Consider the following 25,392-nt stretch of genomic DNA (forward strand, 5'->3'; position numbering starts at 1 on the left):
GGCGTCCGATCAGCCTGCGAATGTATAGGCGGTCTTCACCGTGGTGTAGAACTCCATGGCATAGCGGCCCTGTTCGCGCGGGCCGTAGCTTGAGCCCTTGCGGCCGCCAAAGGGAACATGGAAGTCGACACCCGCTGTCGGCAAATTGACCATCACCATGCCGGCCTCCGAATTGCGCTTGAAGTGGGTGGCATGCTTCAGGCTCGTGGTGCAGATGCCCGAGGTGAGCCCGAAGGGCGTGTCGTTGGCGACGGCAAGCGCCTCGTCATAATCCTTGACTCGGATGACGCTGGCGACAGGGCCAAAAATCTCCTCGCGCGAGCTGCGCATGGCATTGGTGGCCTCGGTCAGCAGCGCCGGGCTGAGGTAGAAGCCCGGTGTCTTGCGGTCGAGTCGTTCGCCGCCGAAGGCGAGCGTCGCGCCTTCCCTGACACCGATGGCGATGTAGTCCTCGTCCTGCTGCAGCTGGGTGGCGTCGACCACCGGGCCGATCTGGGTCTGCGCGTCGAGCGCATCGCCGATGACCAGCTTACCCATGCGGTCCTTGAGCGCGTCGACGAAACGGTCATGAATGCCGTCGGTCACGATCAGCCTGGACGAAGCCGTGCAGCGTTGGCCGGTCGAGAAGAAGGCGCCGTTGAGCGCACAATCGACGGCGACCGCAAGATCGGCATTGTCCAACACGACCAGCGGGTTCTTGCCGCCCATTTCAAGCTGGAACTTGCGCATGTGCTCCACACTTGCGGCGGCGACGCGTTTTCCCGTGCTGACCGAGCCGGTGAAGGTGATGGCATTGACATCAGGGCTGTCGAGCATCGCCTGGCCGACCACCGAACCCTTGCCCATGACCAGATTGAGCACGCCCTTGGGCAGGCCAGCGCGATGCAGGATGTCGACGATCGACCAGGCGCTTTCGGGGACGAGCTCCGCCGGCTTGAAGACGATGGTGTTGCCATGGGCCAGTGCCGGCGCGATCTTCCAGGCCGGAATGGCGATGGGGAAATTCCATGGCGTGATGATGCCGACCACGCCGACCGCTTCGCGCGTGATCTCGACGCCAACACCCGGCCGCACGCTTGGCACCATCTCTCCGGTCAGACGCAATGTTTCGCCGGCAAAGAAATCGAATATCTGGGCGGCGCGAATGGTTTCGCCGATGCCCTCGGCCAGCGTCTTGCCTTCCTCACGGGCCAGGTTGCGGCCGATTTCGTCCTTACGCGCCATGATCTCGTCGGACGCCTTCTTCAGCACCGCATGGCGCGCCAGCGGACCGGAGCGTGACCATGCCGGAAACGCCGCCTTGGCCGCCGCGATAGCCTGCTTGGCCTGGTCGACCCCCGCCGAGGCATATTCGCCGACGACGTCGCCGGTGTCCGAAGGGTTGATGTTGCGCGAACCGGCGTCGCCGACCCATTCGCCATCGATGAGGTTCTTTCGAAACTGCGCCATGTCCTGGTCTTTCCTGCTGGTTGGCCGCGCGGCGGCATCTGTCTGAAGTGGTATTTGCCAGACAAATGCCTAGCGGGAAAGCACGCACTGATCGGGGCGCCGCGACAAAATTCCCGGGCTTGCCTTTGCGGCAATAGCGGCGCCCCATCGAAAGCCAACCCGGCTAACGTTCGCGAGATGCATCCAGGCCCACACGAATTGCCCTGGACAGATATGTCCATAGCCTTGATTTGCCTGATGCGGCGTGTCATGCGTCGTGCTGATGGCAGCACTCGAAACGACGATCCAGCGTGCCGGCGCCACCGGCAACATCAAGGCCACTCGCGAAGACTGGCTGAAGCTGGCGCTTGAAACACTGATCTCGGATGGTGTCGAACGCGTCCGCGTGCTGACGCTCGGCCAGCAGCTCGACGTCTCGCGCTCCAGCTTCTACTGGTATTTCAAGAGCCGCCAGGATCTGCTCGACCAGTTGCTGGACTATTGGCGGCAAACCAACACCAGGTTCATCGTCGAACGCGCCTCGCGGCCCTCCGCCACGGTCATTCGGGGCGTGATGAGCATTTTCGAATGCTGGGTCGACGAGAGGCTGTTCGATCCCCGGCTGGACTTCGCGATCAGGGCCTGGGCCCGCCGCTCGCCCGCAATCCGGCGCGCACTCGACGAGGCCGACGAAGAGCGCGTCAATGCCATACGCGACATGTACATGCGCCATGGCTATGAGGAAGAAGACGCGTTCGTGCGCGCCCGCGTGCTCTACTTCATGCAGATCGGCTATTACTCGCTCGAGCTCAACGAACCGATGAGCACCCGCCTGGCCCAGGTCGCCTCCTATCTGCGCAGCTTCACCGGCCAGGAGCCTCCGGCAGAGGATGTCGAGGACTTCGCGCGCTATGTCGAGAAGACGCTCTCCGGCAAACGGTAGACGCCAGGCACCGGCCGCCTCGGCCCTACCGCTTTTCTTAAATCCCATAGCCAGCCTGCTCCGGATCAGCTTCGCAGCTTGCTAGACACATGTGTACAATGCCGATAAGGTGCGCCGTCAGAACCTGACGGAGTGCGACAGGATGAAATCGCAATACAGGGCGATCGTTATCGGCGGCGGTGTGGTTGGAGCCTCGGTGCTCTATCACCTGGCGAAGTTCGGCTGGAGCGATGTCGCGCTGATCGAACGCGAGGTGCTGACCGCGGGGTCGAGCTGGCACGCGGCCGGCGGGTTCCATGCGTTGAACGCCGACCCCAACATCGCCGCGCTGCAGGCCTATACGATCGACCTTTTGTCGGAGGTCGAGAAGGAATCGGGCCAGAACATCGGCATGCATATGACCGGCGGCATCTCGGTTGCGTCTGCTCCCGAACGCTGGGAATGGCTGAAGGCTTCCTATCGCATCTTCCAGACCATGGGCATCGACGATGTCCATCTGGTCGGCGTCGACGAGATCAAGCAGCGCTGCCCGATCCTCAACACCGACGGCATGCTGGGCGGCCTCTATGCCGCGCGCGAAGGCCATATCGATCCTTCGGGCGTCGTCCACGCCTATGCCAAGGCGGCGAAGAAACGCGGCGCCGAAATCATCGAGCACAATCGCGTGCTGGAGCTCAACCGCCGCGCGGACGGCAGCTGGGACGTGGTCACCGAGAAAGGCACCGTCATTGCCGAGCACGTCGTCAATGCCGGCGGGTTGTGGGCCAAGCAGGTCGGCAGGATGGCCGGCATCGACCTGCCGGTGTCGCCGATGGAGCATCATTACCTCGTCACCGAGGCGCTGCCCGAAATCCAGGTGCTCGATCGGGAATTGCCGCTAATCGTCGACCTCGAAGGCTTCACCTATATGCGCCAGGAGCAGAAGGGCCTGCTGCTCGGCATCTACGAGATCAACTACAAGCACTGGAACATGGACGGTGCGCCGTGGGACTACGGCATCGAGCTGATCCAGGAGGACACCGACCGCATCGCCAACGAACTGGCGCTCGGCTTCAGCCGCTACCCCTGCCTGGAGACGGCCGGCATCAAGCGCTGGGTGAACGGCGCCTTCACCTTCTCGCCGGACGGCAATCCGCTGGTCGGCCCGGTGCGCGGCGTGCCCAATTACTGGGTGGCCTGCGGCGTCATGGCCGGCTTCCTGCAAGGCGGCGGCGTCGGCAAGTCGCTTGCCGAATGGATGATCCATGGCGAGCCGGAAGCGGACGTCTATGGCATGGACATCGCCCGCTACGGCGACTTCGCCTCCAATCGCGAATACATCAAGCAGACGACCGGACAGTTCTATTCGCGCCGCTTCGTCATGAGCTATCCCAATGAGCAATTGCCAGCGGGACGGCCCTTGAAGACCGCCGGCGCGCACGACGCCATGGATGCCGCCGGGGCGCGCTGGGGCAATTCCTGGGGCATGGAAGTGCCGCTCTATTTCGCGCCGCAAGGCTTTGTCGAAACGCCGACGCTGAAGCGCTCCAACGCCTTCGACATCGTCGCCCGGGAATGCCGCGAGGTGCGCGAAGGCGTCGGCCTGCTCGATATCACCGCCTTCTCGCGCTACGAGGTCACCGGGTCGCAGGCGGAAGCCTGGCTCGATCGGCTGCTCGCCTGTGCACTGCCCAAGCCCGGCCGCGCAAAGCTCGCACCGATGCTGGGCGAAAACGGCAAGCTCAAGGGCGACCTCACCGTCTTCAACTGGGGCGAGGGCTCCTGGTGGATCATGGGGTCCTATTATCTCCGCCAATGGCATATGCGCTGGTTCGAGCAGCATCTCGCCGAACGCGTCACCGTGCGCGACATTTCGGACGCGGTCGTCGGCTTCTCGCTGGCCGGCCCCAATGCACGCCGTCTGCTCGAACGGCTGACGCACCAGGATGTCTCGCACCAGGCCTTCGGCTTCCTCGCCTGCAAGACGCTGGATGTCGGCCTTGTGCGGGCCAAGGTCGGGCGGCTGTCGGTCATCGGCGAGCTCGGCTACGAGATCCATTGCCAAGCCAACGAGCACGCTGGGCTGCGCCGCGCGCTGCTTTCGGCGGGCAGCGATCTTGGCATCGCCGAATACGGCTTCGGCGCTGTCAATTCGCTGCGGCTCGAAAAGAGTTTTGGCATCTGGTCGCGCGAGTTCACGCAAGATTACACGCCTGATGAGACCGGCATGGACCGCTGGATTGCTTTCGACAAGGGCGACTTCATCGGCCGTGAGGCGGCGCTGAAAGAGCAGAAGGCCGGTGCCAGGCGAACGCTGGTGACGCTCGAAATCGACGCCGTGGATGCCGACGCCAGCGGCTACGAACCGGTCTGGAGCAGGGGAAAACTTGCCGGCTTCGTCACCTCGGGCGGCTATGGCCATACGGTCGGCAAGAGCCTCGCCATGGCGCTGGTCGATCGCGAGGCGGCCGGTATCGATACTGAGTTGACAACCCATATCGTCGGCGTCGAAAGAGGTGCGCGCGTCATCGCTTCGTCGCCCTACGATCCACTGGGCAAGGCGATGCGGGCATGACCTCGAGAAGCGCTGCCATCCCTGCGGAAGACATGCCATGACCCGACGCTATTCCGCTCTGTCGCTGTTCAAGGAAGGCCTGGCCGGCCAGACCGGCTGGAAGCAGGCCTGGCGCTCGCCCGAGCCGAAGCCATCCTACGACGCGATCGTCATCGGCGGCGGCGGCCATGGGCTGGCGACGGCCTATTACCTGGCCAAGAACCATGGCATCGCCAGAGTGGCCGTGCTGGAAAAGGGCTGGATCGGCGGCGGCAACACCGGCCGCAACACCACCGTGGTGCGCTCCAACTACTATTACCCGGAAAGCGTCGAGCTGTATGGGCTGGCGCACCGGCTCTACGAGGGGCTTTCGAAAGACTTGAACTACAACGTCATGCTGTCGCAGCGCGGCATGGTCAATCTCTGCCATTCGACCGCCGAAATGGAAATCGGCGCGCGCACCGTCAACGCCATGCAGATCAATGGCATCGATGCCGAGCTGTTTTCGCCGCAGGACGTGCGCCGCGTGGCGCCGATCTACAATTTCTCACCGGACGCGCGTTTCCCTGTGTTCGGCGGCATCTGGCAGGGCCGCGCCGGCACCGCCCGCCACGACGCCGTCGCCTGGGGCTATGCGCGGGCGGCGAGCCGGCTCGGCGTCGACATCATCCAGAACTGCGAGATCACCGATTTCATCATCGAGGGCGGCCGCTGCCGCGGCGTCCAGACGAGCCGTGGCGCCATCCACACTGACCGCATCGGCATGGCGGTGGCCGGGCATTCCTCGGTGCTGGCGGCCAAGGCCGGCTTCCGGCTGCCGATCAATTCCTATGCGCTTCAGGCCTGCGTGTCCGAACCGGTCAAGCCGATCCTCGACACGGTGGTGCTGTCGCCCGGCTGCGGCGTCTATGTCAGCCAGTCGGACAAGGGCGAGATCGTCATCGGCGGCGGGCTCGACCGTATTCCTTCATACGCGCAGCGCGGCAATCTGCCGACGCTGGAGACCGTCATTGCCGGCCTGTTGGAAATGTTCCCGATCTTCGGCCAGCTGAAGCTGATGCGGCAATGGGCTGGCATTGTCGATGTCGTGCCGGATTCCTCGCCGATCATCGGTCCCTCGCCATTGCCCAATCTGTTCCTCAACTGCGGCTGGGGCACAGGCGGCTTCAAGGCCATTCCCGCCGGCGGCACGCTGCTGGCGAACCTGCTGGCCACCGGCAAGCACAACGACATCAGCCGTCCCTTCGACCTCGATCGCTTCGCCAGCGGGCGGCTGATCGACGAAGCGGCCGGCTCCGGCATCGCGCACTGAGGTTTCTTGATGCAGCTTTTCCCTTGTCCGTTCTGCGGCCCACGCGACGAGACCGAGTTCCACTATGGCGGCGATGCCGGCAATGCCAGGCCGGATGGCGTCGATGTGCCAATCGATCGCTGGGCCAACTATCTCTACCTGCGCGGCAATCCGAAGGGTACGGCGCGTGAAATCTGGGTGCACATGAACTGCGGCGAGTTCTTCGTCATGGAACGTGACACCGTCACGCACAAGGTGCTGTCCTCGACCGCCCTTGGCGGGGAGCACGCGGCGTGACCGCCTCGCGTCTCGCCACTGGCGGCAGCACCATCGACCGCTCGCGCCCGATCCGCTTCAGCTTCGACGGCGCGACCGTTGAGGGTCTTGCCGGCGACACCATCGCCTCGGCCCTGCTGGCCAATGACATCGCGGTCGTCGGCCGCAGCTTCAAATATCACCGGCCGCGTGGCATCTGGGGCGCCGGCGTCGAGGAGCCGAACGCGCTGGTCGATGTCGGCGGCCCACAGGCGACGCCGAACACGCGGGCCACGACAGAGCCGGCGCGCGACGGACTGGTGGCGAAAAGCGTCAATGCGATGCCCAATGCGCTGGCCGACCGCAACGCCTTCCTCGACCGTTTTGCGCGATTCATTCCGGCGGCCTTTTACTACAAGACTTTCATGTGGCCGGACTGGCACATGTTCGAGCCACGCATCCGCGCCATGGCGGGACTGGGCAAGGTCGATGTCGACTGGACCTCGCCGGGCACTGCGGACCAGATCAACCATCACTGCGACGTGCTGGTGGTGGGCGCTGGTCCGGCCGGGCTGGCTGCGGCAAGGCTGGCGGCGGGCGCGGGTCTCTCCGTCACGCTGGTAGACGATCAGCAGAAGCCCGGCGGATCGCTCGGTCACCGGGCCGGCGAGATCGATGGCAAGGCGGCTGCAGTCTGGGTCGAGGAGACAGTTGCGGAACTTGCCGCCGGCGGTCATCTGATCCTGCCTTCGACCACTGCCTTTGGTATCTACGACCACAATCTGGTCGGGCTGAATCAGCGTCATTTCGACGGCCGGCGCGACACGCTGTGGCGGGTCAGGCCGCGCCAGATCATACTGGCGACCGGCGCCCTTGAGCGGCCGCTGCCCTTCGCCAACAATGACCTGCCGGGCATCCTGTCGGCGGATGCGGCGCTCGCCTATCTCAGGCGCCATGCGGTGCTGGTCGGCCGCCGCGTCGTCGTCGCCACCAACAATGACAGCGCTTACGAAGTTGCGGGCGCGCTCGCGGAGGCAGGTGCCGATGTCACGCTTGTCGATATCAGGCGCGATGGTACGCCCGCCACGCCTGCCAACATACGACTGGTCAAAGGGCGCGCGCTTGCTTCCGCCAGCGGTAAGCTGCGCGTCGAGGGCGTGACGCTCGATGACGGCACCAGGCTCGATGCCGATTGCGTGTTGGTCTCGGGCGGCTGGACGCCGACCATTCATCTGTTCGGACAGGCCAGGGGCAAGCTTGCCTGGAGCGAGGCGCGTGCAGCCTTCCTGCCGGGCGATCCGGTGGATGGCATTGCTGTTGCCGGCGCCGCAGCCGGGGCGGTTTCCTTGTCGGAGGTGTTCGCAGGTGCCGGCAACGCCGTTGCATCTTTTGGTCAAACGAAAGTGGCGATGCCTCGCAGCACCGGACCGGAAGCGACGAGCGGCATAACGGCGGCATGGCCGGTACCCGGCTCGAAGGGACGCATCTGGATCGACTATCAGAACGATGTGACGGTGAAGGACGTCGAGCTGGCGGCACGCGAAAACTTCATCTCGGTCGAACACCTGAAGCGCTACACCACGCTCGGCATGGCGACCGATCAGGGCAAGACCTCCAATCTGGCCGGCCTGGCGCTGATGGCCGGGATTACCGGTCGCACCGTGCCGGAGGTCGGCACCACAACCTACCGTCCGCCGTTCACGCCGGTGCCGCTGGCAAGCTTTGCCGGCGCGCGCATTGGCGAATTGATGGCGCCGGTGCGGCGGCTGCCGCTGGAGAGCGTGCATCGCGCCAGCGGCGCCGTGTTCCAGGAATATGGCGGCTGGCTACGCCCAGCCCACTATGGTGGTCGCGACGCCGATGCGGATCGCGCCATCCACGACGAGGCGTTGCGCGCGCGCCAGTCGGTGGCGCTGTTCGACGGTTCGACGCTGGGCAAGATCGAGGTGATCGGCCCGCAGGCGGCAGCGTTCGTCGATTTCCTCTACTACAACACCATGTCGACGCTGAAGCCGGGCCGCTGCCGCTACGGCTTTATGCTGTCGGAGAACGGCGTGGTCTTTGACGACGGCGTGCTGGTGCGGCTGGACGAGTATCGCTTCGTCGTCTCGTGCTCATCCTCGCATGTCACTGCTGTGCATGCGCGACTGGAGGAATGGCGCCAGGACCGTTTTGGCCGCGACGCCGTCTATATCCACAATGCAACGGCAGAAATGGCGACGGTGACCGTTTCGGGGCCGAATGCCCGAAAACTGCTCGAGACACTCGACCTCGGCCTCTCGCTCGACGATGCCGAGCTGCCGCATATGGCGATCGGCCATGGCAGCTATGGCGGTGACGAGGTCCGCATCGCCCGCGTCAGCTTCACCGGCGACAGGAGCTATGAAATCTCCATCCGCGCGGATCGCGCCGAACCCTTGTGGGCGCATCTGCGTCAGGCAGGCCAGGCGTTCGATGCCGTTCTCATCGGCCTCGAAGCGTTGATGATCCTGCGTGCCGAAAAAGGCTTTATCGTCATCGTCAAGGATACGGACGGCACCACGCTGCCACACGACCTTGGTAGCGAGGCCCCGCGCGCCAAACGCCAGACCGAATATGTCGGCCGCCGCTCGCTGTTTACCGAGGAGGCTTCGCGTGGCGACCGTCTGCAGCTTGTTGGCCTGACGGTGCCGCAAGGCGAAGCGCCGCTGCCGACTGGCGCACACGGCATCCGACGGGTCGATGGCAGACTGCACAGCCAGGGCTTCGTCACATCGAGCTACCAGAGCCCGACGCTAGGCCACCCTATCGCACTCGGCCTGATCGAGCGTGGCGCGGCCCGCCACGGCGAGACGATCGAAACCCAGCATCTCGGCAAGGTCAGCAAGGCGACGATCGCCGCGCCTTGCGCCTTCGACCCGGCAGGAGACCGGCTGCATGCGTGATCTCGCGGAAAAATGGTCCGTCGCGCCGGACTGGCGGAACGCCACGATCGAAGTGCCGGGGCTCAAGATAGTCGCGATTGCCGGGCTGCATCAGCGTCTGGTCAGCGGCGACCTTGAGGCATGGGCCGGGGCTTCCGGCTTCGATGGAAGGGCCGTCGGGGCATTCGGTCTGGCCGAGGGCATACGCTATTCGGCCCGCCTGGCCCGCGACCGCCTGCTTGCCGTGTCGACCATGCCCATCGGCATGGCCACCGGGTGGTTCAGCCAAGGGTTCGCCGTGACGGAGATCAGCGCCGGATTGCAGGTGTTCGAGGTCGAGGGCCCGGCGCTTGACGCCTTCATCGCACGCGGGACGACGCTCGATCCAAATCAGGCGAGCGTCAGCGCGACATTGTCCTTCGCCGGCATCGGCGCCATCGTGTACCGCCATCAGGGCAACCTGCGCATCCATGTCGATCGTGGCCTCGCCGCCTATCTCTGGACATGGATGGAAACGGCCGCTGGCCATATAGCGGCCGGAAAGTAGCCAGCACGTTCAGAGCGTGAACGACCAGAACAGGCAGGCGAGCGTCGCAGCGGCGAAGATCACGAAGAACAGGCTGCGCAACAGTACGTTGCGGCGCAGTTCGTTCATGACGAAGTGACAGCCGACGACCGCCACGGCAAACAGGAACCGCCAGTTCAGCAACGCCATAAGAGCGTTGCCCTGGCCGAACGCCCATCGCGCCAGAAGGCCACCAACAATGGCGGCAAACAGCACGATCACTGTCCAGAAGATCGCGTCGGCGGCATGGGTCAGCACGATGCTTGCCGCCCTGATCGGCAGGATCATCATCAACAGCGCGCTGAAGGAAAAGACCGCCGCAAGTGGAATGAAGGTTCCGGCGTCGGCAATGCCGTCGAGGCGCCTGACGCCGATCGCGCCATAGGGATAGCCGTGCCTGGCCACCGCAAGGCTCAGCGCCATGAGCAAGGCGGTCAGCAAAGCGACGAGTGCGAAGGTCGTGAGGGCTTTGCTCATGGTGTTCCTGTCCCAGGCGAATCAGACAGGAACTTTGTAGCGGTCGGTCGTAAATTGCACGTAAGCGAGGGTGCTACCCCTGCGGATTTAGAGCCGTGAAATGCGCTTTCGGCTGCTACTCGGCGGCGACCCTGCCTGCCGAGCGATTGGCCAGCACGAAGCCGACCTCGTCCACCGCCTGCGCCGCGCGCTTCAGGATCGCCTCGGAGCGCAGCACGCCGTCGGTGAAATCCTTGTCGGTGGCGTAGACGGCGGTAGGCAGCGTGAAGGCCTCGAAGAAGCCGAACAGCGGCCGCAGCTGATGCTCGACGATCAAGGCGTGGCGCTCGCCGCCGCCGGTGGCGGTCAAAAGGATAGGCTTGCCCCGCAGTGCTGCCGGATCGATCAGGTCGAAGAAATGCTTGAACAGGCCGGTATAGCTGCCCTTGTAGGTCGGCGAGCCAACCACCAGCACATCCGCGGCGAGGATCTGGGCCAGGATCGGCTGCGCCTGACTGTCGAGGTCGCGCGCCCACCTCGCCGTGCCCAGCGATGGACCGACATCCTCGATGTCGTAGGTAACAGCCGACAGGCCATGGCGGGCGGCGATGTCCCTGGTGACCAGTTCGACGAAGGCGCGCGTCTTTGACGGCCGGGTGATGTTGCCGGAAAAGCCGACGACTGTGGGGTTTGACATGGCAGTGGGCCTCTTGGATGTCGAAGTTTGAAGTGGCGGGCCACTCGGCCCGCCGATGGGAAATCAGCTCCAGGCGTGCAGCGGCGGGTTTTCGCCGTTGAGGAAATATTTTCCGAGGATCGAGTACTTCCAGCGTACCGGATCGTGCAGCGTGTGGGTGCGGGCATTGCGCCAATGCCTGTCGAGATTGTGCTCGGCCAGCGTCGAGCGCGTGCCGGCCAGCTCGAACAGTTTGTTGGTCGCGGCGATCGCGATCTCTGTCGACAGGATTTTCGCCTCGGCGGTGACAATCTGCGCATGCGCTACCGTCTCAGCGGTCGGCTCGGCCACCGCGCGGTCGATTGCCAGGCCGGCCTTTTCGAGCAGTGCCTGCGCGGCGTGCAGGCGCAGCGTCAGGTCGCCGACCGCCTGGATGGTGTAGGGATCGTCCCAGGCATTGTCGACGCCGCTGTCGATCCAGGCGCGGCTCCTGGTCCTGACGAAGTGAACCGTCTCGTCGATCGCCGCCTGCGCGATGCCGGTATCCACCGCCACCTGGATGATCTGGAAGATGGCGCCATCGGCGGTCGGCTTGTCATAGCCCTTGTAGCCGGGCACCAGATGCGTCTTCGGCACCTTGACGTTGTCGATGATGACGGTGCCCGACAAAGTCGTGCGCTGGCCGAAGCTCGACCAGTCGTCGATGACGGTCAGGCCCGGCGCGCCACGGTCGGCGATCGCATACCAGGCACGGCCCTCGTCATCGAGCGCCACGATCGGCACCAGATGGGCGAGCAGAGCGCCGGAGGAATAGAATTTACGGCCATTGACGACGACATGGTCGCCGGCATCGGTGAAGCGGGTCTCAAAATCGGCGGCGCGCTTGGAACCGAACTCGGAGAAGGCATTGCCGAACCGCGTGCCCTTCAGCGCTTCGGCAAACAGCAGTTTCTGCTGGTCCGCATCCGACACGGTACGGATCGCGGCGACGACGCCGAGATGGTTCTGCGCGATCTGGCCGATCGAGGAATCCGCAGCCGAAATGATCTCGACCACCTTGGCCAGCGTCACGTAGGACACTTCCGGGCCGCCGAAGGCCTTCGGCACGTTGATCGACCACAGGCCACTTTGCGAAAAGGCATCCAGCTCGGCAACCGGCCAGATGCGCTCGCGGTCGCGCTTGGAGGAGTCCTTGACGAATTCGGCGGCGAGCGCGTGAGCGACCGCGATCGCCTCGGCGTCATCCTTGATGATGTGTGCCGGCGCCGACGGCCTTGCGACCGGTGGCACGGCAGCGGAGGCGTGGTCTGTCTTGACGGTCGAGACGGTCATTTCACTGCTCCTTGATATCTGGTTTCAGGCGACGGCATTGAGATGGGCTGGTTTGGCAGCCGGCGACGGTTGTTGCCCGGCGGTCGATTGCCCGAGATAGAAGGCGCGCACATCCTCGCGCTGGCGAAGATCCGCAGCCGCGCCGGAGAGAACGGAGACGCCGTTTTCGAGCACCGTGGCGTGGTCGGCATAGCGCAGAGCGACGGCCGAATTCTGCTCGGCGACCAGGATCGACAGGCCGGTCTCGCGGTTCAGTTTTCTCAGCGTCTGGAAAATGTCCTGGACGATCAGCGGGGCGAGCCCCATCGACGGTTCGTCGAGGACCAGCAGGCGCGGCCGAGACATCAGCGCCCGGCCGATCGCCGTCATCTGCTGTTCGCCGCCGGAGGTCAGGCCGGACAAGGTCCGGCGCTTTTCCTGGAGACGGGGGAAATAGCCATAGATGCGTTCGAGATCCGCATTGATCTCGGCCCGGCTGCCGCTGCGGCCGATGCCGCCGGCGACCAGGTTTTCCTCGACGGTGAGGCTCTTGAAGCAGTGACGGCCTTCCAGTACCGGAACCAGGCCGGCGCGCACGAGATCACCCGGCTTGCGGCGCGAGACATCCGAGCCTTCATAGCGGATGGTGCCGGCGTTGACCTGGCCGCGCTCAGCCGGCAGCAGGTTGGAGACGGCCTTCAGCGTGGTTGTCTTGCCCGCGCCATTGGCACCGAGCAGCGCCAGGATCTCGCCGCGCCTGATCTCGAAGCTGACGCCATGCAGCGCCGTGATGGCGTGGTTGTAGGTGGCATGGATCGTGTCCACCGCAAGGATGACGTCATTGTCCGGCATGGGCTCTTCTTCCGCGGTTCGAGGAACCGTATTGAAGCCGGGCGCCGCGGAACGTTCTCCGTGACGCCCGGCATTGGCTGATCAGTTGGTGGTCACGGCGTTGGCATCATCAGCGGTGCGCAGCTTGATGCCCTTCTCCTTGGCATAGGCCTCGGCGGACTTCTCGATGATCGGCCGCAACAGCGCCCAGTCCGGCGCGATCCAGTCGGAGACGACGTTCCACTTCTTGCCGTCCCACTGCTGGAAGGTCACGTAGCCCTCGCCTTCGTGGTTGTCCCAGCTGACGTTGATCGAGTGGAACAGGTCCTTGGCGCCGAGCGCCTCGACCTTGGCCGGATCGAGCTTGAGGTGTTCGAAGCCCCAGCGGACTTCGTCGCCGGTCAGCGTGCGGTGGCCGAACTTCTCCTGCGCGACGCGGATCGCCTCGACATTGAGGATGCCGTTGACGATGCCGAGATTGTGGTAGACCGAGCCGATGCGCGACTTGTCTTCCAGGTTACCCTTGCCGGCGCCGTAGACGGTCTTCACGATCTCCTGCACCACCGGGTAAGAGTTGCCGGAAGCCTGTGTGGTGATGGCGGTGTAGCCCTTGGCGGCGTCGCCGGCGGGGATGACATCCTCTTCCGAGTTCGACCAGACATTGCCGACAATGCGGTCGACGGGATAGCCGACCTTGACCGCCGTCTTCAGCGCCACCGGGTTCATCACGCCCCAGCCGCGCAGGACGACGAAGTCCGGCTTGGCGCGGCGGATGGTCAGCCACTGCGACTGCTGCTCGTTGCCGGGATGCGGCACCTCGATCTGCTGCACGGTGAAGCCGTATTTCTGCGCCAGCAATTCATAGATCGGGATCGTCTCCTTGCCGTAGGGCGAGCCGTGATAGAGCACGACGATCTTCTTGCCCTTCAGCTTGTCGATGCCGCCTTCCTTGGCGGCGATGTAGTTCACGATGCCCGAGGTCTCGCTGTAGGGATTGAGCAGCAGCGGGAAGACGTAAGGGAACACCCGCCCGTCGGTGGAGTCGGTGCGGCCGTGGTTGACCGTGATCAGCGGCACCTTGTCGGCGGTGATGCGGTCGATCATGGCATAGGCGATGCCGACCGAGAGCGGGTTCCAGGCGGCAGCGCCGGCATGGCTCTTCTGCCGCTCATAGCATTCGACGCCGCGTTCGACCTCGTACTGGGTCTCGCATTCGTCCCAGGTCAGCTTGACGCCGTTGACGCCGCCGTCGCGGATGTTGATGAGGTTGAGATAGTCGATGAAGCCGCCGAAGAAGCCGGTGCCGCCGGCCGCATAGGGGCCGACGCGGTAGCTTTGCAGTGGGAAATATTGTTCGTCGGCGTGGGCGACGGGCAAGGCCACCGACACGATCATCGCCGCGGACAGCGCCGCCGCCTTGATGGTGCTGAGGAAAGTCATTGCTAGGGTACTCCCGGTATGGGCCGTCTTGGTTCGGCCTCTGGTTCATTTTCAAATGCGAATGCGGGGCTCAGGTCGACTGCCAGGCGAACAGGAGCCGTCTTCGGACCCTGTCCCACAGGGCCACCAGCCCGTCGGGTTCAAGGATCAGAAACAGGATGATGAGGGCGCCGAGCACGATGCGCTGGCTCATGTCGAGTACGCCCGAGTCAAAGACATCGCCGAGCAGGAAGCCGCCGAGGCGCGACAAAGCGAGCGGAAAGACGACGATCAAGGCGGCGCCGAAGAAGGCGCCACGGATCGAGGCCAGGCCGCCGATGATGATGATGAACAGGATCTGGAACGAGCGGTCGAGATCGAAGCCGTCCGGCTCGACGGTTCGCAGATAGGCGAAGGCCCAGATGACGCCGGCGACGCCGATAATGAAGGAGGAGATGGCGAAGGCCAGAAGCTTGGTCTTCAGCACCGGAATGCCGATGATGCGGGCCGCGGTCTCGTTATCGCGGATGGCGATGAAGTTGCGCCCGGTCTGCGACGATACCAGCCGATAGGCGAGGAAGGTGAGGATGCTGACGATGGTCAGCGCGAAGAGATAGCGGCCGACTGCGCCGTCGAACGCGAAGCCTGAAATCGACAGCTTAGGCGCGTCGATGACCCCGGACGCCGAATCGTTGGAGAACCAGCTGAATTTGGTCAATGCCCATTGCACGAAGAACTGCGCGGCGAGCGTCGACACCGCGAGATAAAAACCCTTCAGCCGCAGGCTGGGCAGGCCGAAGACGATGCCGATCGCGGCGGCGACAATGCCGGCCAGAAAGATGCTGCCGACCAGCGGCAGGCCCTCGACCCGCAGGTTGAAATTGTAGGCGGCGAAGGCGCCTGCCGCCATGAAGGCCGCACTCCCAAGCGAAACCTGGCCGGCATAGCCGGTGAGGATGTTCAAGCCCACGCCGGCAAGGCTGAGCGCCAGGAACGGCAGCAGGATGGCTTCGAACAGATAGCTCGAGCCGATGAGCGGGATGACGCCATAGGCGAAGGCGAGCAGCAGTACGGGCACGAGCCATTTCGGCAGCACCGGCGCGGAGGAGAAATCGCTTGTGATCGCGGTCATGGCTCAGACCCTTTCCACAAGCTTCTGGCCGAACAGGCCGGAGGGACGGATCAGGAGGAAGACGAGGGCTACGACATAGGCGAACCAACTCTCGATGCCGCCGCCGAAATAGTCGCCGATATAGACCTCGGCAAGCTTCTCGCTGGCGCCGATCAAGAGCCCGCCGACGATGGCGCCGAGGATGGAATCGAAACCGCCGAGCACCAGCACCGGCAGCGCCTTGAGCACCACCAGCGACAGCGAGAACTGCACGCCGAGGCGAGCACCCCAGAGCAGCCCGGCGACAAGCGCGACGAGACCGGCCGCGGCCCAGACGGTGCCCCAGATCAACGGCAGCCGCAGCCCAACCGCGAGTGCGGCGAACTGATCGTCGGCGACAGCGCGGAAGGAGAGGCCGATGCGGGTGTAGCGGAAGAACAGCGACAGCAGCAGAACCATGCCGGCGGCCACCACCGCGGCGAAAATGTCGAACTGGCTGATCAGCACGCCGCCGATTTCCAGCGGCACGTCCTCGATGCCGAGGTCGAGGCCATGGACCTGCGTGCCCCAGATCAGCTGGGCGGCGCCCTCGATGATGTAGGACAGGCCGAGCGTTGCCATGAACAGGGTGATCGGCGGCTTGTTGGTGAGAGGCCTGAGCACCGTGCGCTCGATCGCAACCCCCATCGCCACCATGATGGCGAAGGTGATCACCAGCGCCAGCGCGAACGGAATGCCCCGCTCGACAAGGCTGACGAAGGTGAGGGCGGCGAACAGCAGCATCGCGCCTTGCGCGAAATTGAGCACGCCCGAGGTCTTGTAGATCAGCACGAAGCCGATCGCGACCAGCGAATACATGACGCCGGAGAGCAGGCCGCCGACGAGCACTTCGATGAAGAACTGGTAGTCGAAATCGGTGATCATATGCCTGCCCCGTCCTCATTGTCGGAGGCAACGCCTAGATAGGCGTCGATGACGCGCTGATCGTTGCGGACTTCGTCGGGCGTGGCGTCGGCGATCTTGCGGCCATAGTCGAGAACAGCGATGCGGTCGGACAGGCCCATGACGACGCCGACATCATGCTCGATCAAAACGACGGTGGTGGCGAAGCGGTCGCGCGCGGCACGCACGAAACCTGCCATCTCGTTCTTCTCGCTTGCGGTCATGCCGGCCATTGGCTCGTCGAGCAAAAGCAGGCGCGGTTGCGCGACCAATGCGCGGGCCAGTTCGACCCGCTTCTGCAGTCCATAGGGCAGCGTGCCGACGAGACGGTCGCGAACGGCGGTGAGATCGAGGAATTCGAGGATCTGATCGGCGCGGCTCAGCGAGTCGCGCTGCTCGCCGCGAGAGCGGCCGATGCCAACGATCTGGCCGGCAAAATTGGAGCGGACCTTGTAAGCGAGGCCGGACGCGACATTGTCGAGGACGCTGAGGCCCTTGAACAGAGCAAGGTTCTGGAAGGTCCTTGCGACGCCGAGATGCGCCAGCCGTTGCGTCGGCACTTGGGCATAGCTGACGCCATCGAGTTGGACATGGCCGCGATCCGGCCGGTAGACGCCGCTGATGACGTTGATCAGCGAACTCTTGCCGGCGCCGTTCGGGCCGATGATGGCGCGGATCTCGCCTGATAGAACCGACAGGTCGATATCGGCCAGTGCGACGACGCCGCCAAACGACAGGCCGATACCTTGCAGCGAGAGCAGCGGAGCGGCGGCGGCCGTGACCGCCTCCGTAGGCTCGGCGTGGCCTTCGGACGACTGCGCGGGACGGACCGCTGACGGCAGGCCGCGTGCGAAGACCTCCGGCGCATAGATCGAGGCCTCCATCATTCCAAGGGCATAGCTGGCCAACGGCATTCCAATCGTCCTCGATTGCTTCAGCAGGCGCACAAATCCTCATTGCCGCCCGATTAGTCGGGCGACCTGGGAACCTTCATTCGTTTGCTCGCCGGAGCTGTCCGGCCAGCCTGTGGGATGCCTATTCCGCTGCCAGTGATGCCGCCTGTTCGGCGTCTTCCAGCTCGCGAACGAGCGGGATGACGTGCTTGCCGAAATATTCGACCTCTTCCTGGAAGTGCAGGAAGCCGAGCAGGATGAGATCGGCGCCGGCGCGCTTCAGATCGACGATACGCTCGGCGACCTGCCTTGGCGTGCCGATCAAGTTGGAACGGAAGCCGTCATTGTACTGGACCAGATCCTCGAAGGAGGATTTCGCCCAGTTGCCCTCGCCTTCGGGCGAAGCCTTGCCGGCATTCTTGACCTCGTGGCCGAACGCGTTGACGGCTTCGGGATTGGCCTTGCCGATGATTTCGGCGAGCACCGCCTTGGCTTCATCCTCGGTCTCGCGGACGATGGCGAAGGCGTTGACGCCGACCTTGACCGAATGGTTGTTGGCCTTGGCCTTGGACTTCAGGTCGTCGACCTGCTTGGCGATCTCGGCTGGCGTGTTGCCATTGGTGAAGTACCAGTCCGAAACGCGTGAAGCCATGTCGCGTGCCGCACGCGACGAACCGCCCTGGAAAACTTCCGGCACCTGCGGCGGCTTCGGCTTCAGCGAATATTGGTTGAAGCGGTAGAAATCGCCCCGGAAGGTGAAGCTGTCTTCGGTCCATATTCCGCGCAGCGCACGGATGAATTCCTCCGAACGGCGGTAGCGCTCGTCATGGTCGAGCCAATGCTCGCCGATGGCGTGGAATTCGCCACGGAACCAGCCGGAAACGAGGTTGATGGCGACACGGCCATTGGTCAGATAGCTGATGGTGGCGAGCTGCTTGGCCGCCAGTGCCGGATTCCAAGGGCCGGGCAGGATCGCCGCGATGACTTTCAGCGTCGTGGTAGCCGCCAGCAGATCATGGCTGAACGCCACGGATTCATGCTGTTCGTCGGCGCCGTAGCCGGCGGTGAAACGAATCTGGCTCAGCGCATAGTCGAAGCCGGCTTTTTCGGCGATCTGCGCCAGCTTGCGGTTGTACTCTGCCGAATGGTTGGTGCGCTGCTCAATGTTGGAAATCACCAGGCCGCCCGAAACATTCGGCACCCAGTAGGCGAACTTGACCGCGTCGGTCTCTGCATGTGCCATGAAATGTCTCCCATTCAGGCCGTGTCGTTGATCGGTCCGGTCGACGCCGGATTTCCATACATTTATTATGTCTACTGATTATATATACAAAGTAGGATTTTCCGTTTTTGGCGCCCTCTTGGGTCGGAAATACCAATTTTGCCCGGCCAGGCCGGCTTCCGCTTGTCAGCGCGCGACCGCAACGTCCGCGGCATTGGCGCCGACGGCCTCGGCTGGCAGGAGCGTTTCGAGCAATCTTGCGATTTCGCCGGCAACTGCCTGGGCATGGCGGGCAACTTCGGGCAGGCCCATGAGTTCGCCAAAGGTCCCTCGCGCCAATGGGCCGGCGACGAAGAGGCTGGCGGTCGCCCTGCCATCCCGGCCGACAGCACGACTGTCGAGATTCGTCTCGATGCCCAGTCCGTATTGGTCGACCCTGATCAGCCCGGCCTCGGCGAGGGAGCGCAGCGCCGGATTGAGCTGCAGCGACTGCCCATGCGCCGGTCCTGTCGTGTTGATGACGGCATCGAAGCTGGCGGTCTCGATCCGCGTCTGCCCGCGCCGTTGAAAGCTGACCGCGAGGCTGTCGCCCTCATCGTTCGACGCGACAAGCCTGGCAGCGACGATATCGAATGTGCCGGCGGCGGCGCGGCGGTCAAGCACGGAAGCGACTTGTGGCGCGATTCTGAAGCGATGCACGTCCCAGAACACGCGCAGCTGACGCACCAGCCTTGCCCGCTCCGGCGGAGCAAGGGCTGCCCACAGCACCGGCCCCTGCAGGCGCAGCTGGTCGAAGACAGATTGCCAGTTGACGTTGGCCTTGTGCGCGGCCGCCAGCGTCGCGCGAATGTTCACAAGCAAGCCAAGCGCTGATGTGGCCGGCGCCGAGGCAAAATCGCCAAAAGGCTCGCCCCTGACATCGGGATGGCCGCGTGAGCGCAGTCCGCGGCGCGACAGCGCCAGGATGCGGCCGCGGTGGCCACGGCGATCAAGCTCGGCCACCATGTCGGACGAGGTCAGCCCGGAACCGACGATCAATATCGAGGCGTCTGGACCGATCCCGGCAAGTGCCGACGCGGCGTATGGATCGGCGATGAAGCCCGGCGCTTCGGCAAGTGACTCCAGCGCATTGGGAATTCCGGGCTGAGGATGCGTCGCCGCCAGAATGACGATGTCGGCGGCGACGGGCCCGGCCGACGTCTGCACGGTCCAGCCGGCGCCGTTGGCTTCTCGTATCACCCGCGTGGCCTGACCTTCGACGTGGCGGACAGCACCCGAGTCGAGATGAGGGGCGATGTGCTCGGCGACATAGCGGCCGAACACGCGGCGGCGCGGATAGGCGTCGCCATTCTTCCAGAGCGCATCCGGGTCGTGTTCGAGTTCACCGCTGTCGGCCAACCAGCGCGCAAAATGCTGCGGGTCGTCGGGAGCCATGCTCATTCTGACGGCCGGGACATTGACCCGGTGCGATGGCTCTTCGCTGGAATAGGCAAGGCCGCCGCCGAGCGCCGGGCGCGGCTCGATCACGCAGACCGACAGGCGCTCCGGCCGATGCGCCTGCGCCAGATGCCAGGCCAGGGCAGCACCGGAAAAGCCGCCGCCGATGATGGCGACGCGCAATCGGTGGGCCGGAGGCAGCGCGTTCACGAGGCGCTGGCGAGCGACTTCGGCCGGTGGTCGCCGGCGATGGTCTCGCCGAACGGTCCGGTGTTGACCGACGTGCCGGCGGCCTTAACCGGATGATCGGTCGGCAGTTTCGGCAGCACCAGCTCGCCAAAGCGATACGCTTCTTCCAGATGCGGGTAGCCGGACAGGATGAAGGTATCGATGCCGAGGCGCCGGTATTCATCGATGCGCTCGACGATGGTGTCGGGGTCGCCGACGAGGGCCGTGCCCGCACCGCCGCGCACCAGGCCGACGCCGGCCCAGAGATTGGGCGCGATCTCGAGCTTGTCGCGGCTGCCGCCATGCAGCGCGCTCATGCGCGCCTGGCCGACCGAGTCCATGCGGGCAAAAACCTTTTGCGCCGAGGCGATCGTCGCGTCGTCGAGTCGGCTGATCAGGCTCTCTGCCGCGGCCCAGGCCTGTTCGGTGGTTTCGCGGGCGATGACATGCAGGCGAATGCCGAAGGAGAGTTTGCGGCCGGCCTTCTCGGCCAGTTCGCGCACGGCGTCCAGCTTGCGCTCGACATCGGCGGGCGGTTCGCCCCAGGTCAGGTATTTGTCTATCTCCTGCGCCGCCACCACCGATCCGACATCCGACGAGCCGCCGAAATAGAGCGGCGGATAGGGCGTCTGCACCGGTGGGAACAGCAGCCTGCCGTCCTCGATGTGGAAATGCTTGCCCTGGTGCGCGACCGTCTCGCCGCTCAGCACGCGCTTGTAGATCTGCAGGAATTCCTGTGTCACCTCGTAGCGCTCGGCATGAGAGAGGAAGATGCCGTCGCCCTTGTTCTCCAAGGGATCGCCGCCGGTGACGACATTGATCAGCAGGCGGCCATTGGAGATGCGGTCGAGCGTCGCGGTCATGCGCGCGGCGAGCGTCGGCGACTGCAGGCCCGGCCGCACGGCGACGAGGAAGCGCAGCCGCTCGGTCAGCGGCGCCAGCGCCGAGGCGATCACCCAGGAATCCTCGCAGGCCCGGCCGGTCGGCAGCAGCACGCCATAATAGCCCAGCGTGTCGGCGGCCTTGGCCACCTGCGTCAGATAGGGCAGGTCGACGGCCCTGCCGCCTTCGGTGGTGCCGAGATAGCGGCTGTCGCCATGCGTCGGCAGGAACCAGAGAACCTTGATGCGGTCGGGAATGTCCTTGGTCATGGCTGGCCTCCCGCAACGCAGCGGCGGCCTGTGCCTGACAGGGTTGAAAGCGGGCGCAGAGGAGCGGGCATGGCAGAGTCCTGTCCGGGAAAACCAGATCGCCCGCGCACTTTGCTTATTCTATAAACTCTGTAGAGTTAGTTTATTCCAAATCCGCTGCTGAAATTGGAAATTCTCTCCGCCTCGAACCGATGCGGGTTGCGGTCAACTCCTGAAAAGATCGGGCCGTTCGACACTTAGCCGCCGGACGGTGCGCAGCACTTCCTGCAGATGGGTGGCCATATGCGCGCCAGCCTCGTCGGACAGGCCCTGTTCGATGGCATCGCGCTGGCGATGTGGCTGGCAACTACCGCTTATTCAGGCTGGGGCAGTGCAGGCGCCACGATTTCGGCAGCGCTGGCCTTTGGCGCCTTCAGCGTCGTCGTCGGCACCGGACAGATGCTGGTCGTCGCCTCGGGGCCAGGCAACATCGATCTCTCCGTACCGTCTGTGCTGACACTCGCGGCCTATGTCTCGATGGCGGTGATGAACGGCAACGATGCGATGATCCTGCCCGGATTGCTGGTGGCGCTAGCGGTCGGCGCGACCGCCGGTGCGCTCAATTTCCTTGCCATCAAGGCGTTGCGGCTGCCGCCGATCATCGCGACGCTGGCCTGGAGCTTCGTCTTCCAATCGTTCGCCTTCAATCTCGGCGGCGAGGCCACCCTGAAGCCGCCAGCGATGCTGTCCTGGTTCACCTCGTGGCGGGTCGCCGGCATCCAGTTCATGCCAATCGTCGTGATGATGCTGACGCTGTTGACCGCGCTCATCCTGCAACGCAGCGTCTGGGGCCGCCACCTGCTGGCTAGCGGACAGAGCGAACCGGCCGCGAAACTGGCGGGCGTGGAGGTCGGGCGGGTGCGCCTAACGGCCTATGTGCTGTGCGGCACGGCAGCGGCGCTGGCCGGGTTCCTGTTGTCGGGCTTCACCGGCGGTGCCGCGCTCAACATGGGCGATGCCTATCTGATGGAATCGATCGCGGTCGTGGTGCTCGGCGGCACCAGCGTCGCGGGCGGGCAGGCCAATGCGATCGGCATCTGGGGCGCGGCACTGTTCTTCAACCTGATGGCCACCATGCTGAACACGTTTCGCATCGAGGCCGGCGTACGCTTTCTCCTGACGGGCGTGCTGATCATCCTCATCGTGGCGATCGTGCCGCGCCGAAGCGCTGCTTAAGGGATGGGATCCACAATGCTGTTTGACGACGACCTCGACCCTATAGACCTCACGCACCGCATGCGCGCCGGCATGCCGGTCTGGCCGACGCATCCGCATTACTGCCAGGAAGTGGTCGAATCGTTCGATCGCGGCGACGTCGCCTGCAATCATGCGCTTTGCATGAGCGAGCATACCGGTACGCATTTCGACGCGCCGCTGCATTTCGTCCCCGGCGGACGCTCGATCGCCGACGTCCCGGTCGAGCGCTTCTTCGGCCGCATGGTGACGATCGACGCCCGCGACACACCGCCGGCCACGGCGCTCGGGCCGGAGGCGATCAGCGACTTTGAAGACCGGCACGGTGCGATCGCACCCGGCGACGCCGTGTTCTTCCATTTTGGCTGGGACCGGTTCTGGAGCGATCCGGAGCAAGGCCACCGGGTACTCGAGGATTGGCCCGGACTGTCGCGCGAGACTAGCCTGCTGCTGGTCGAGCGCCGTGTCCGGATCGTCGGCACCGACTGCTTGTCGATCGACCGCTTCGGCAGCAGCGATTTCCCTGCCCACAACGTTCTGCTTGGTGCGGATATACTGGTCGGCGAGAATTTCGCCAATCTCGGCCTGCTGCCGCCGGTCTGCTACCTGGTCACCCTGCCGCTGGCGATCGAGGGCGGATCGGGGTCGCCCCTGCGCGCCGTCGCCCTCCTCTCAAGATCCTAAAAAGGTGAGCTGCCGTGGTTGATATCGTCGTCCGCAAGCCGGGGGCACTCGCCGTTCAGACTGGCACCGAGCCACAGCCTGATGCCGGAGACGTGGTGGTGCGCGTGCAGCGCGCCGGCATCTGCGGCTCGGACATGCATATCCTGCACGGATCGAACCCGTTTGCCGTCTATCCGCGCATCATCGGCCATGAGTTTGCCGGCGTCGTCACCGCACTCGGCGTGGGCGTTTCCTCGGTGCGCGCAGGCGACCATGTCGTGGTCGATCCGGTGGTCTCGTGCGGTCATTGCTATCCCTGCCGTGTCGGGCGGCCGAATGTCTGCGCCAATCTCGAGGTCATGGGCGTTCATCGAGATGGCGGCTTCCGCGATCTTGTCGCCGTGCCGGCCCGCAATGTCGTTGCCGTTCCCGCCGATATGCCGTTCGGCCTGGCAGCGCTCGCCGAGCCGTTCTCGATCGCCGCCAATGTGCTGGACAGAACCGGCTGCGGGCCGCAGGACACGGTGCTGGTCTACGGCGCCGGTACCGTCGGCGTCACCGTGCTGCAGGTGGCCAAGCTGCTTGGGGCGCGCTGCATCGTTGCCGACATCGACGAGGCCCGCCTCGAGCGCGCATCGGGCTTTGGCGCGGATGCGGTCATCCATTCAGCAAGCCAGCCGGTCGCGGACGCCGTGAGAGACGAAAACGACGGCCTTGGCCCGACGGTGATCATCGACGGCGCCGGGGTGCCGGCGCTTCTCGACGAGGCCTGCCGCATTGCCAGCCCGGCCGGTCGCATCGGTCTGCTTGGGTTCTCGGCGACACCGTCCAGCCTCAGCCAGCAAGAGGTGGTGCGCAAGGAACTGACTGTTGTCGGCTCGCGCCTCAACCGGCAACTGCTGCCCAAGGTGGTGGAATGGTTGGCGGAAAAGCGCCTCGCCCCGGAGGCGATGATCACCTAGGTCTTTGCCGCTGCGGACGCCAAGGCGGCCTTCGACCTGATCGAAAGGGAATCGCAGCGGACGTTGAAGGTCCAGCTCGATTTCTCCTGACGTTTAGCCGGAGACGCTTGCAGCGCTCCCCAACGGCAGCGCGTGCAGATCACCCAGGACCATCACAATGCGGCCAGATCAAGCGCGGCCTAACCGCCGTCGCGCCGGCCTATCGAACACGTGGCATTCCAATATAATCTGACCGTTTCTACTGAACGAAGACGTGGATTTGCAATGGACCTGGATCCTTCGACGCTCAATCGGACGCTTCCGTTGCGCGATCAGATTTATCATCAGATCCGCAACCTGATCGTCGTCGGCCAGATGAAGCCGGGGGAAGTCATCAACGAGGTGGCCATCGCCGAAGCCCTCGGTGTCTCGCGCACACCGGTGCGCGAAGCGGTCAAGCGCATCAGTGACGAGGGCCTGGTCACGATCCTGGCGCAGACCGGCACCTATGTCGCCCCGATCAACCGCGTCGGCCTGGAGGAAGCCTATGTCATCCGCCGCGCCCTGGAAATGGAAAGCGCCAGGCGCGCGGCCGTCAAATTCACGCCATCAGCCGGCGAACTTCTGGAGGACAATATGGCGGCGCACCGGCTCGCCATATCGCGCGGCAGATATGCCACCGCGATCCAGTTCGACGACGTCTTCCACCGCACCATCGCCGAAATCTGCGGCCTGCCGGGAATCTGGCGCGCCGTCGACATCTCCAAGGCGCAGATGGATCGGGGCCGCTACCTCGTCATCCCGAAGCCCGGCTATGGCGAACAGACGATCGAGCAGCACGGGGCCATCCTCGAAGCACTGAGGCGCCACGACGCCGAGGGCGCCGCGCAGGCGATGGAGAACCACCTCGAAACGTCGTTCCGCAACACGCTCGAAGTCGCCGCCGAGCTTCTCGGCTGA

22 protein-coding genes are annotated in these 25,392 nt (G+C 64.6%); 10 read left to right on the plus strand and 12 right to left on the minus strand.

The features are described 5' to 3' along the window. Window positions 1-9 precede the first annotated feature (9 nt). The gene (locus AC0V7N_RS01835) at window positions 10-1,449 is read right to left on the minus strand and encodes an aldehyde dehydrogenase family protein (RefSeq protein ID WP_475454173.1); all 1,440 of its coding nucleotides are present in this window, start codon (window positions 1,447-1,449) and stop codon (window positions 10-12) included. 262 nt (window positions 1,450-1,711) lie between these two features. Between AC0V7N_RS01835 and AC0V7N_RS01840 the strand changes: the two genes are divergently transcribed. From AC0V7N_RS01840 to AC0V7N_RS01865, 6 genes are all read left to right on the plus strand, one after another. Beyond that, window positions 1,712-2,371, plus strand: a complete 660-nt coding sequence (locus AC0V7N_RS01840; RefSeq protein WP_475454175.1) for a TetR/AcrR family transcriptional regulator — start codon at window positions 1,712-1,714, stop codon at window positions 2,369-2,371. 142 nt (window positions 2,372-2,513) lie between these two features. Continuing rightward, window positions 2,514-4,925: an FAD-dependent oxidoreductase gene (locus tag AC0V7N_RS01845; RefSeq protein WP_496627672.1), complete on the plus strand. Its 2,412-nt coding sequence runs from the start codon at window positions 2,514-2,516 to the stop codon at window positions 4,923-4,925. A gap of 37 nt (window positions 4,926-4,962) precedes the next feature. After that, window positions 4,963-6,216 carry a sarcosine oxidase subunit beta gene (locus AC0V7N_RS01850; protein WP_475454177.1) on the plus strand — a complete coding sequence of 418 codons (1,254 nt, stop codon included), beginning with the start codon at window positions 4,963-4,965 and terminating at the stop codon, window positions 6,214-6,216. A 9-nt stretch (window positions 6,217-6,225) separates the two neighbouring features. Then, entirely contained in the window at window positions 6,226-6,492 is a 267-nt protein-coding gene (locus AC0V7N_RS01855; RefSeq protein ID WP_475454179.1) for a sarcosine oxidase subunit delta, read from the plus strand. Next, window positions 6,489-9,374: a sarcosine oxidase subunit alpha family protein gene (locus AC0V7N_RS01860; protein ID WP_475454181.1), complete on the plus strand. Its 2,886-nt coding sequence runs from the start codon at window positions 6,489-6,491 to the stop codon at window positions 9,372-9,374. Before AC0V7N_RS01855 ends, AC0V7N_RS01860 begins: the two co-directional genes overlap by 4 nt. Beyond that, window positions 9,367-9,900 (plus strand): hypothetical protein, encoded by a 534-nt coding sequence (locus tag AC0V7N_RS01865; RefSeq protein ID WP_475454183.1) that lies wholly within the window; start codon window positions 9,367-9,369, stop codon window positions 9,898-9,900. The genes AC0V7N_RS01860 and AC0V7N_RS01865 overlap by 8 nt, the downstream gene beginning before the upstream one ends. 9 nt (window positions 9,901-9,909) lie before the next feature. On the opposite strand, the gene AC0V7N_RS01870 is transcribed toward AC0V7N_RS01865, so the two are convergent. The 11 genes from AC0V7N_RS01870 to ssuD all read right to left on the minus strand — a co-directional run bounded on the left by AC0V7N_RS01870 (window position 9,910) and on the right by ssuD (window position 21,595). Further along, window positions 9,910-10,395, minus strand: coding sequence for a hypothetical protein (locus tag AC0V7N_RS01870; protein ID WP_475454185.1), 486 nt, complete (start codon window positions 10,393-10,395; stop codon window positions 9,910-9,912). Window positions 10,396-10,510: 115 nt separating this feature from the next. Continuing rightward, window positions 10,511-11,071, minus strand: coding sequence for an FMN reductase (gene msuE, locus AC0V7N_RS01875; RefSeq protein ID WP_475454187.1), 561 nt, complete (start codon window positions 11,069-11,071; stop codon window positions 10,511-10,513). A 63-nt stretch (window positions 11,072-11,134) separates the two neighbouring features. Continuing rightward, on the minus strand, window positions 11,135-12,382 hold the full coding sequence (locus AC0V7N_RS01880) for an SfnB family sulfur acquisition oxidoreductase (RefSeq protein WP_475454189.1): 1,248 nt from the start codon (window positions 12,380-12,382) through the stop codon (window positions 11,135-11,137). A 24-nt stretch (window positions 12,383-12,406) separates the two neighbouring features. Further along, a complete protein-coding gene (locus tag AC0V7N_RS01885) occupies window positions 12,407-13,213 on the minus strand; it encodes an ABC transporter ATP-binding protein (RefSeq protein WP_475454191.1) in 807 nt (268 codons plus the stop codon). A gap of 81 nt (window positions 13,214-13,294) precedes the next feature. After that, window positions 13,295-14,632 (minus strand): ABC transporter substrate-binding protein, encoded by a 1,338-nt coding sequence (locus tag AC0V7N_RS01890; protein WP_475454193.1) that lies wholly within the window; start codon window positions 14,630-14,632, stop codon window positions 13,295-13,297. Window positions 14,633-14,702: 70 nt separating this feature from the next. Beyond that, a complete protein-coding gene (locus AC0V7N_RS01895) occupies window positions 14,703-15,743 on the minus strand; it encodes a branched-chain amino acid ABC transporter permease (RefSeq protein ID WP_475454195.1) in 1,041 nt (346 codons plus the stop codon). A 3-nt stretch (window positions 15,744-15,746) separates the two neighbouring features. After that, complete coding sequence (locus tag AC0V7N_RS01900) at window positions 15,747-16,646, minus strand: branched-chain amino acid ABC transporter permease (RefSeq protein WP_475454197.1); 900 nt, start codon at window positions 16,644-16,646, stop codon at window positions 15,747-15,749. After that, window positions 16,643-17,578 carry an ABC transporter ATP-binding protein gene (locus AC0V7N_RS01905; protein WP_475454199.1) on the minus strand — a complete coding sequence of 312 codons (936 nt, stop codon included), beginning with the start codon at window positions 17,576-17,578 and terminating at the stop codon, window positions 16,643-16,645. The genes AC0V7N_RS01900 and AC0V7N_RS01905 overlap by 4 nt, the downstream gene beginning before the upstream one ends. A gap of 121 nt (window positions 17,579-17,699) precedes the next feature. Beyond that, window positions 17,700-18,800, minus strand: a complete 1,101-nt coding sequence (gene sfnG / locus AC0V7N_RS01910; protein ID WP_475454201.1) for a dimethylsulfone monooxygenase SfnG — start codon at window positions 18,798-18,800, stop codon at window positions 17,700-17,702. A 165-nt stretch (window positions 18,801-18,965) separates the two neighbouring features. Further along, entirely contained in the window at window positions 18,966-20,426 is a 1,461-nt protein-coding gene (locus AC0V7N_RS01915; RefSeq protein WP_475454203.1) for an FAD/NAD(P)-binding protein, read from the minus strand. Next, window positions 20,423-21,595 carry an FMNH2-dependent alkanesulfonate monooxygenase gene (gene ssuD / locus AC0V7N_RS01920; RefSeq protein ID WP_475454204.1) on the minus strand — a complete coding sequence of 391 codons (1,173 nt, stop codon included), beginning with the start codon at window positions 21,593-21,595 and terminating at the stop codon, window positions 20,423-20,425. Before ssuD ends, AC0V7N_RS01915 begins: the two co-directional genes overlap by 4 nt. 282 nt (window positions 21,596-21,877) lie before the next feature. On the opposite strand from ssuD, the gene AC0V7N_RS01925 reads away from it, so the two are divergent. The 4 genes from AC0V7N_RS01925 to AC0V7N_RS01940 all read left to right on the plus strand — a co-directional run bounded on the left by AC0V7N_RS01925 (window position 21,878) and on the right by AC0V7N_RS01940 (window position 25,392). Then, on the plus strand, window positions 21,878-22,810 hold the full coding sequence (locus tag AC0V7N_RS01925) for an ABC transporter permease (protein ID WP_475454206.1): 933 nt from the start codon (window positions 21,878-21,880) through the stop codon (window positions 22,808-22,810). Window positions 22,811-22,825: 15 nt separating this feature from the next. After that, complete coding sequence (locus AC0V7N_RS01930) at window positions 22,826-23,512, plus strand: cyclase family protein (RefSeq protein WP_475454208.1); 687 nt, start codon at window positions 22,826-22,828, stop codon at window positions 23,510-23,512. A gap of 14 nt (window positions 23,513-23,526) precedes the next feature. Next, window positions 23,527-24,453 (plus strand): Zn-dependent oxidoreductase, encoded by a 927-nt coding sequence (locus AC0V7N_RS01935; RefSeq protein ID WP_475454210.1) that lies wholly within the window; start codon window positions 23,527-23,529, stop codon window positions 24,451-24,453. Between the two features lie 264 nt (window positions 24,454-24,717). After that, entirely contained in the window at window positions 24,718-25,392 is a 675-nt protein-coding gene (locus AC0V7N_RS01940) for a GntR family transcriptional regulator (protein WP_475454212.1), read from the plus strand.

The organism is Mesorhizobium kamtschaticum, from assembly GCF_056174585.1.